The organism is Streptomyces sp. NWU339, from assembly GCF_003143855.1.
In the GTDB taxonomy this organism is placed as follows: domain Bacteria; phylum Actinomycetota; class Actinomycetes; order Streptomycetales; family Streptomycetaceae; genus Streptomyces.
The window spans coordinates 1-6,498 of the sequence record NZ_QFRK01000140.1 but is presented as its reverse complement, the minus strand read 5'-3'; the positions used below and the strand labels follow the sequence as shown (position 1 = coordinate 6,498).

Annotated in this window: 7 protein-coding genes; 5 read left to right on the top strand and 2 right to left on the bottom strand. The window is 67.9% G+C overall.

The annotated features are described in order from the left end of the window. Window positions 1-2 precede the first annotated feature (2 nt). Complete coding sequence (locus tag DIZ27_RS49155) at window positions 3-161, top strand: zinc-binding dehydrogenase (protein WP_375232090.1); 159 nt, start codon at window positions 3-5, stop codon at window positions 159-161. Between the two features lie 427 nt (window positions 162-588). Here DIZ27_RS49155 and DIZ27_RS44320 read toward each other — a convergent pair whose 3' ends face one another. After that, entirely contained in the window at window positions 589-816 is a 228-nt protein-coding gene (locus DIZ27_RS44320) for a hypothetical protein (RefSeq protein WP_109383902.1), read from the bottom strand. 424 nt (window positions 817-1,240) lie between these two features. Further along, complete coding sequence (locus DIZ27_RS44315; RefSeq protein WP_109383901.1) at window positions 1,241-2,224, bottom strand: ankyrin repeat domain-containing protein; 984 nt, start codon at window positions 2,222-2,224, stop codon at window positions 1,241-1,243. Between the two features lie 642 nt (window positions 2,225-2,866). Between DIZ27_RS44315 and DIZ27_RS44310 the strand changes: the two genes are divergently transcribed. From DIZ27_RS44310 to DIZ27_RS44295, 4 genes are all read left to right on the top strand, one after another. Further along, window positions 2,867-3,415 (top strand): hypothetical protein, encoded by a 549-nt coding sequence (locus DIZ27_RS44310; protein WP_109383900.1) that lies wholly within the window; start codon window positions 2,867-2,869, stop codon window positions 3,413-3,415. Further along, the gene (locus DIZ27_RS44305) at window positions 3,403-3,594 is read left to right on the top strand and encodes a hypothetical protein (protein ID WP_375232089.1); all 192 of its coding nucleotides are present in this window, start codon (window positions 3,403-3,405) and stop codon (window positions 3,592-3,594) included. Before DIZ27_RS44310 ends, DIZ27_RS44305 begins: the two co-directional genes overlap by 13 nt. A 45-nt stretch (window positions 3,595-3,639) precedes the next feature. Next, a complete protein-coding gene (locus tag DIZ27_RS44300; RefSeq protein ID WP_181384035.1) occupies window positions 3,640-4,329 on the top strand; it encodes an SMI1/KNR4 family protein in 690 nt (229 codons plus the stop codon). A gap of 400 nt (window positions 4,330-4,729) precedes the next feature. Further along, on the top strand, window positions 4,730-5,347 hold the full coding sequence (locus DIZ27_RS44295) for an SMI1/KNR4 family protein (RefSeq protein WP_109383898.1): 618 nt from the start codon (window positions 4,730-4,732) through the stop codon (window positions 5,345-5,347). The last annotated feature ends 1,151 nt before the right edge of the window (window positions 5,348-6,498 follow it).

The window sequence follows — 6,498 nt, the reverse complement described above, 5'->3', positions numbered from 1 at the left end:
ACCTGGACGCGCTGCGCGACCTCATCGAGGCCGGGGCCGTGCGACCGGCCGTCGGGCGCACGTACCCCCTGGCGGAGGCCTCGACCGCGGTGGGTGACCTGGCGGCGGGCAACGCGCCCGGAAAGCTCGTCATCACGGTTGATTCCGGGACGCCGGGATGACCATCCGCGGTGAGTCCTGACAGAGGTGCATCCGATGACGGTCGACAGCCCCGAGGAGACGGCCGATGGTTGGTCGCGAGGGCGCCGGGAACGCACCGCGCCCTGCCACCCGACCGTCGCGCCGACCCGGAGATCGCCGTGGGGCCCTACCGGGAAGTGGCGCAAGCCGCCGCAGCACTCGCCCAGGTGCGATGTGCCGGTTTGGTGTCAGTGGGTGGGTGTCAGTGACGGCACGTCAGGCCGGGATGTTCTCACTGGTCGGGCGTGGAGAAAGAGCGAGGTCACTGACATGGGGTGGTGCATGCGGGGGATGCTGCTGTCATGGGGCGGTACACCCCGCCCTGTTCCACCGTCATGGGAACGGCACTTCTGATCCTTCGGTGGCGGCACGACGGCACGGTGTTGTGCGTCGGCGGGGCCGCCGTGCTCACCCGGCCGCTGAGGCACCCGGAACGCGGGAAGGGGCGGGGCCGGCGCCCAGGGTGCGGCGTCCGGCCGGACGCGGGGGCGTGGGCGCCGGCTCTGTGGCGGCCGGGACGGCGGCGGGAAGGCGTTCGGCGGCGAGCGGGGCGCGCGGCGCCGTGGGCGGGCTGTCGTCCGCGCGGGACAGCTCGGCCAGGGCGGGTCCGGTGCCCAGAGGGCGGCGGTTGGTCATCGCCCGATTCTCCCCGCCGCCGGAATCTTCTTCACCGCTCGGTCGGCTGCTCCGGCCCGGCCCAAGGCGCGCGTGCGAGGCGGTGAATCCCGGCGAGCACCAGGCGGTGGTCCTGGCGGCGGCGCTGCCCGGCCCGCAGAAGCCCCGTACAGGGGGCTCTCAGGAAAGTAGTTGGTGCGCCCGCCCCCCTTGACCACGCCTGTGACGTGCGGGTTTTCCCGCCAGGACCGGACTGGTGAGGCGCTCTGCAAAACACCCTGCGGGGCGCCCTGGAGGGCGCCGTGCCGGGCGCCCTGTGCGGCGTCTTGTCAGACGCCCTCACCGCCGGCCGTCGCGGCTGCGCGCTCCCAGTCAGGGTGCGGTATATCCCAGGGTGGTTCACTGAAACGAGGCCGAGATATCGCAGATGAGGCTTCTCAAGACCTCAACGGCACCGCACGATACGGCGCGGTCCATGGCTCAACGCCCAGCAGTCCCTGGCGGTTGCCTTGGTGATGCCTCCCATCGCGCAGGCATACGCGAGGAGGTTGGCATCCTCATGGGGGAAGGGTATGCAGGGTTGCTGCCAGAAGCGGTAGAGCCAGTGCTCCGGCGGAGCATCCGCGCACGGCGTCAGAGAACCTATCTCCTCATGCCGTATTACGGTGCCGTCGCGGTAGAGCCTGCCGAAGGTGCCGCCCTTGGGGTTGAAGAAGAGGCTGTAGGTGGTGGCCGGCGCCAGCCTGCGGGCCAGTTCGTCGTCGTCCAGCGCATTCGAAAAGGGCTGGCTGACGATACAGCCCAGCGCGGTGCCGGTGACGCCGACCGCATAGTTCCCGCCGGCGTCGAACAGGTCCATCTGGTCCATCTCGGAATCCTGCTGGAACACAGGGCACTCCGCGGGATCGGCACCGAGCCGGCGGATGACCTCCTCCTCACCGAGGACATCGGTGAAGGTCACGCCCAGGCCTTCGGTATGGATCTTCTCTGCCGAGAAGACGCTGATCAGCCGGTCCGCCCGTGCCTGCTCGGCCCGTTGCGCAACCGTCAACGGCACTGCCCCGGGCGTGCCTGCCACCAAGGGGGCAAGGCCCGTGGTCAGGGCGAGCCGCCCCGGTGTCCACGCACCTACACATGGCCGCCATGCATCGGCTCCCGCCTCCAGCAGCAGCTGGACGGTCTGCTCCTGCAGGTGCTCGACCGCCCACCACAAAGGCGTACGCCCCCGTTCATCGGGTATGTCCACCTCCCGCGTGTAGGCGAGCATCGCGGTCACCGCCTCAGCGGCACCTGCGGCTGCCGCCAGATGCAGGGGCGTCTCCTCAAACGACCCCCAGCGGGCAGTCGGAGACTCCCCGCCCGCAAGCCGTGCCCTGACAGATGCCAGATCGTTCCAGTCCTGGAGATGCCAGAAGTCTCTCGTACTCATCCCGTGATCATCGCAAACAGCACTGACAGCGACCGTGATGTGTCGGGTTCGGGTCCGTGGAGTGGCCGGCAGCCGCCGGCGGCTGCTTTCCTCCGCCTTTCCGCTGGTCCCGGCGGGGGCGGGCGACGGTCCGCCGCTGACACCGGGCGACACCGGTACCGGATTCCACTGTCATGAGGCGATAGACCCCCAGGTGGTCTGCTGACATGAAGCCGAGAGGTCGCACTCAAGGGCGTGTACGAGCCCCGCGAAGCGGTCCCATGAGGTGACCAGGTCGAAGTGCAGCGGGCGTTCCAAGTGGTCTGGATCGTCGTACTTCCTCAAGAGCGCCCGGATTTCGTCGGTGGGGAGAGGTGCTGGGAGGGGTCCTCGGCACAGCAATCGGGATCACGGCAACCGTCGTAACCGGAAACCCCTACATCGGTTTCGGCCTTGGCGGCTGCATCGGCGCGATGACTTCCGACTCGTACAACGGGAAACGCGGTGGAGACCTCCTCAAGTCATGCGCTGGGGGCGCCGCGTTCGGCGCCATCGGTGGCGGCGGAGCCGGATCGATCCTCAGCGGAGTCGGCAGAGGACTCTAAAAAATAGCCTTGCAGGGGGGCGCCCTGCCCCTTGAGTCGATCCGATGAGGATGAGGGAATGTACGAAGCCGGGTCTCGGATACCGCGCGGGGTGGTGCGCCATGCGCTACGCACGCGGCTGGCCGTGTTCGCCATACTGTGGTCAGGTCTGCCCCTGCTCGCAGCGATCTTTGTGTATGGCATCGGCGCCACCACCGCGTTAATCATCTACGCACTGGTGATCTCGGCGTGGTGGACCGTGTACTACAGCGGGCGATCATGGAAGGACCGCGACCGGGTAGGGGCGCTTCTGGAAGAGCAAGAGTCCCCAGTCGTGGTGTTCCCGGCCCGTCACCCCCACAGCCCGGCGGCATGGCGGTGCGTGCGTGGTTGTTTCGTCGTTCTCACCGATCGACGCGTCCTGGTGGTCGCGTACAACAAGCTCCTCGATACGCCGACCCGTGTCCTGTGGGTGGCCGACCGGAGCATGAGTTCGGTCGACCGGCGTGCGGACGGACGGCTCCTTACCGTTGCCAGCCGGGGCGCAGAGATGGCGCTCGGTGTAGGGCAATGTCACAGGGAGGCGACCAGGCACTTTGTCTCGGCCCTTGGAGCATGCGGGACGTGACCTTCGCCGAGGACACCTCCCGCGTCCGCACCGGAACCGCGCCCCGCGCGATGGCGACCTTCCGCAACCTTGCCATCGGCCTCATCCGTCAGGCCGGCTGGACGAACATCGCCGCCGCCACCGACCACTACCGGTCACGGACCGACCACGCACTCCAACTACTCGATCTTGAAAACTGAGAACGCATCAGCCCTGTGTAGGTTGGCGGAATGAATGATCACCTCATGGGAGATGAAGCGGCTGCACAGGTCTGGGCGGCCTGGGCCCGCATCGAGACGTGGATGGCCGCGCATGCGCCCGGCTCGCTGGCGACGGTGCGTCCAGCGGCGACCGAGAAACAGATCACCGCGGCCGAGACCGAACTCGGGGTACGGTTGCCGCCGGCGTTACGTGCCTGGTATCTGCTGCACGACGGATCCGTCGGCACCCGTACGGACGACTTCCAGGACACCACCGACGGCTCCCTCGTCACCAATCCCGAGTGGCGCAAAACTGCTTGGCTGCCCCCTTGCTACGCCTGGTACCAGCTCGACCGGATGGTCACCAAGTGGCAGGTTCGGACCACGCCCGAAGGCGGCGGCCATGACCGCGCTCACCTTCCGCTGGCCGTGACGGCAGGCGACACCTGGTCCGGGCTGTTCATGGACGCTGACCCCGAGCGGGCCACGTTCGGCCGGATGGCCGCGTGGAGCATCGGAGCCCTGGACCACGTCGGCACGTCGGCCTTCACCCTCCCGCAGTGGCTGGAAGAGATCGCCTCCGCCCTGGAAGAAGGCCGGTGCCTGCGCGACGCGAACGGCGCGGACATGCCCGACCTGTGGCCGCATCTGGATGAGGAGGACGGCGCGCTGGCCTGGGGCGACCCGGAGGTGATGGAGGAGGAGGACTGGACGGTCCATCGCGGCTCCCGGTGACACGCGGGTGGCCCCCGCCGAGGGCGAGGGCCACCTCTTGTGCGGGGTTCAGGGCTTGGTCATCATGCAGATGAGGTCGGCCTCGGAGGTGTCGCACCCCCGGAACCATTCGTTGCCCGGGTCGAGCAGGCAGGGGCCGCATCGGCTGGGGCGGACGAGGAGACGTTCATCCCGTCAGGGATGCCCTCAGTCACTGACAAGGCCTCGCCCGGGCGCACGCGGAAGCCAACAGCCTGGGTGCGATCTCTCGGTTTGGTGTCAGTGGTGGGTTCTCGCGGTGTTGTCCGGACGCGCTGGTCAGCAACCCGAAAGCCGCCAGGCCGCCCTGGAACACCTGCAGCTCCTGGCTCGGGCTTCTTCGTCTGTCTCCCGGGGTTTCCAGCTGTGCCAGGATGCGCTGGTGGACGACCTCATACGCGCCTGGGAGCGCATCGAGACCTGGCTTCACCAGCACCAGTGCACCAGTGCCCTCTCCGCGCTGCACCCGCCTGCCTCCGAAGAGGCCATCCAGTCCCTCCAGGACGCCCTCCCGTACCCGCTCCATCCGCATCTCGTGCAGTGGCTCGGAATCCACGGCGGCGCCCCCCTGTATGACGCTCCCGTCTGGCCCGGGGGCTACGTTCCGTACGACGTTGACGTACTCAAGGGCGGGCCGGAGTACATGGAGGAAATGCTCGAAGAGTTCAACGAGCAGCGTGAGGAGGATCCTGAGCACTGGATCCTGGATCCGTGGGCGGACCCGCTGTGGCTCCCTATTGCCGGTACGAACACGGGGGAGAGCCTCCTCATCGACCACCGGCCCGGCGACACCTACGGCAACATCATCGAGGTCGACTATGAGGGCAACGAGGTCACCGCGGTCCGCTGGAAGAGTCTGGGGGAGATGATCGGGCTGATGGCTGAGTCCCTGGAGTCCGGATCCGCTATGCCGTACTCGCGCCAGTACTCGCGCGTGCCTCAACTGGACGAAGGCCCACCCAGCTACCTCAACTGGAAGTTGGAGAAGATCCAGGATTAAGGACGCGAGAAGCCCCCTCCCGCAGACCAGCAGGAGGGGGCTTCTTCTGCCTATTTGCTATGGCCTGACCAGGCCAGGGACGTCGATGAAGTACGCATCGTCGTCCAGCATTCGCTCCGCCGTGTAGAAGCCCGAGAGGCGCGACCCAGCACGCTCATTCTGGGCACCGGCCATGGTGGCGCGGGCGCACTTCTCCGTGTACGTGGGTGCCGTGTGGAGGCGGGGCCGGCCGGACTGAGGTTTCGCACAGTGCTGCGGTGGCACCGGCTGGAGTGGGACGAGATCGTCCACTTCGAGGAAGTACGGGTGGGCGGCAGCGATCCCCGCAACCGCAGCACCCATCTCCGTGTCGCGGCCAGCTGCGCGGCGGCGCTGTCGTCTGACTGCCGGTGCCGTACGCCGGCGCCGCGGAGGCACGGCCCTTCGAGGAGCAGGTGGCCCAGCTGCGTGCACTGCGCCGCCGCTACTCGTGCGGTACCCCGGCGCAGTAGGTGCGGGGTCTTCGACGTGCCCGCGCGGCACCGGTCGGTCCGCGCCTTCCCGCGCTGCGATCTCTCGGTTTGGTGTCAGGGGATGGCGTGTCGGTGGTGGGTTCCCGTGGTGTTGTCCGGACGCGCTGGTCAGCGAATTGGGAAGCGGCCTTGCCGCAGGTGTTGCCCCTGTCCTGGGGTGAGAGATCAGGGGTGTCGGTACGGTCACCGGGCGGTATACGCGCAGGTCGCGTACTGACACGACGGTGAGAGACCGCACGCGATGAAGGGCTTCCGTTCCGCCACCGGGACACAGCGGCTCCGGTCCGTGTTCAGCGCGATCTCACCGCACTTCAAGCCCCGACGCCACCGCCTCACCGCCCCTCGGTACCGCGCCGAAATACACCGCCGCTTCGAGACCTGGCACCAGACCACCAGGGACTTTGCAAGGTTGCGGGTTGGGTGAGGTTGCCCGGTGATGGGCTGCCATGTCGCCTTATGGAGCCCGGATGCAGGTGCAGGCACGGCCTCGTTGATCATGTGAGTGTCGAGTTCACGTAACCACAACCGAAGACCGTGCCTGCTGTCTCATCTTCTCCTATGCCGTCGGGCCTGGAGCAACTGGCCCGTACCCCGTCACCGCAGCCGCTGCCCGACGCGGTGTGCCTCGCCCGCTTCCTC

What these genes read in the sequence shown, in the direction of transcription:
- DIZ27_RS44320 (WP_109383902.1), bottom strand. Translation starts at nt 816, where the DNA reads ATGACCAACCGCCGCCCTCTGGGCACCGGACCCGCCCTGGCCGAGCTG.
- DIZ27_RS44315 (WP_109383901.1), bottom strand. Translation starts at nt 2,224, where the DNA reads ATGAGTACGAGAGACTTCTGGCATCTCCAGGACTGGAACGATCTGGCA.
- DIZ27_RS44310 (WP_109383900.1), top strand. Translation starts at nt 2,867, where the DNA reads ATGTACGAAGCCGGGTCTCGGATACCGCGCGGGGTGGTGCGCCATGCG.
- DIZ27_RS44305 (WP_375232089.1), top strand. Translation starts at nt 3,403, where the DNA reads ATGCGGGACGTGACCTTCGCCGAGGACACCTCCCGCGTCCGCACCGGA.
- DIZ27_RS44300 (WP_181384035.1), top strand. Translation starts at nt 3,640, where the DNA reads ATGGGAGATGAAGCGGCTGCACAGGTCTGGGCGGCCTGGGCCCGCATC.